This window comes from Streptomyces sp. NPDC051183, assembly GCF_040682455.1.
GTDB lineage: Bacteria > Actinomycetota > Actinomycetes > Streptomycetales > Streptomycetaceae > Streptomyces.
Genome location: NZ_JBFBBA010000116.1, coordinates 1 through 1866 on the forward strand (window position 1 = coordinate 1; position 1866 = coordinate 1866).

General features: G+C 68.3%; 1 protein-coding gene and 1 pseudogene. One reads left to right on the forward strand and one right to left on the reverse strand.

Translation table 11 applies throughout. The features are described from left to right. Window positions 1–59 precede the first annotated feature (59 nt). Entirely contained in the window at window positions 60–1115 is a 1056-nt protein-coding gene (locus AB0M99_RS37695; RefSeq protein ID WP_365928776.1) for a vWA domain-containing protein, read from the reverse strand. A gap of 155 nt (window positions 1116–1270) precedes the next feature. On the opposite strand from AB0M99_RS37695, the pseudogene AB0M99_RS37700 reads away from it, so the two are divergent. Next, window positions 1271–1771, forward strand: a pseudogene (locus AB0M99_RS37700) (Ku protein); the annotation flags it as partial. Window positions 1772–1866 lie beyond the last annotated feature (95 nt).

A 1866-nucleotide genomic window follows, 5' to 3' on the forward strand; every position in this document is an offset into this window, starting at 1 on the left:
AGCGCCACTGGGATTACACCCGACCGACCTCGCGAACAGCGGGACGGATCCCGCCCACGTCACGGCAGGGCGAATGTTGCCTGATGCGGCACTAGTCGGAAGTCCACGGCGTAGGGGTAGGAGGTGAGCAGGAAGGCGTCGAGACCGATGTCGGCCTCACTGACGGTGAAGGGGATACGGTGCTCGCGTCCGAGGGGCAGTTCGCCGTGGGGGTCGAGGACTATGCCGGCGTTGTTGACGCCGGCGAGCACCTGGAGGAAGTACTTCGCAAGGCGGTGGCGCTGGGACTCGTCGAGCGCGCCTGTCACCAGCAGGTAGCCCTTGTTGCCCTGGGTGAGTGCCTGGAGTGCGGCGACGCTGATGTTGTGCGGCAGGCCGAGCCCGATGGCGAACGTGTTCGCTGAGAGGCCCGCGCTCGCCGTGGCGATCGTGGGTGCGGTGTTCTCCATGCCGTCGGTCAGGATGACCATGGCTTGGGTTCCGTACGGTGTGGAGGCTGCGGCCTGGCCATCGACGAGTGCGGTACGACCGGCCTGTACCCCGGCGCCGATCGAGGTGTTCGCACCGGGATCCAATGCGGGGCTGTCGATCTGATTGAGTGCGGCGGTGCGGCCGGAACCCGAGGGAGCAGGCCCGACATCGGTGACGTCGGTGAGGCGTTGCGCCGTACTGTCGAAGCGGACGACGGACAAGCCGTCCCCGGGCAGCATGGATTGGATGAAGACGCCGGCCGCCTCCCGGAGCTTCTGGACCTTCGTCGTGCCGTCGCCTGCTTCCTCCTTCATGCTGCCTGACCGGTCGAGGACCAGTACGACCTCAGTGCGCGGGCGTGCGACGGTGGCCGCACTTATCGGGATAGTCCACGTTTGCCCGGTCTGTTCGAGGCGGACGGTGACGGAGCCGCTTGCGGTGTCGCCCGCTGTGGTCGACGTGTACGAGATCCAGAGCCGCGCGTAGTTCGCGGGAGTGTAGGGTCCGGCGAGCACCTGGGCCTGTGCTGGAGGCACTGCGGTGAAGGCGCCCGAGGGGCCGCTGACCACGCGGAAGGTCAGCCGGCGGCACGTTTGCACCTCGAACACGACTGCACGGAAGGTGGTCTGGCCTACTCCGCCCACACCGGAAGGGCCCTGACGGCGGCCCCGGTGAGGGCTTTCCTGTCCCGCCGGAGGGGTCGGCAGCTCGGGGGCCGGGCCGGCGTTGCCGGTGGGGGTGATGGGGCGCAGGGTGGGAAGACGCTCCGGTGGACCTGCGGTGAAGGGTGGTGCGGGCGATGGCCAAACCGGTGTGGACGGGGGTTTTGGGGTTCGGGCTTGTCAGCCTGCCGGTGGGCCTCTACACGGCCACGGACAGCCACACGATCCGCTTCCACCAGCTTCAGCGCGGGACCGCGGACCGGATCCGGAACCGGCGTGTGAACGAGCGCACCGGCGACGAGGTGGACCTGGCCGACATCGTGAAGGGGTTCGACACCGGAGGCGAGTATGTGATCGTCGAGCCTCAGGAGCTCGACGAGATCGCTCCCGGCCGGTCCCGGTCGATCGACGTCGCCGGCTTCGTCGACCTGGACACCGTCGACCCGGTCTTCTTCGACAAGACGTACTTCCTCGGGCCCCGGGGAGCCCAGTACGGGAAGCCCTACGCCCTCCTGGAGCGCGCCCTGGCCGAGTCGAGCAAGGCCGGCATCGCCACGCTCGTGATGCGCGGGCACGAGTACCTGGTCGCCTTGAAGGCGGAGGAGGCGGAGGGCCTGCTCACGCTCCACACGCTGCACTGAGCAGTGTGCATCGTGAAAACTGCATGTCAGGTGGGCTGGTGTGCGTAGGCGTCGGGACGCTCGGCCAGGTCCGGGGTGGCAGTCCAGCGACA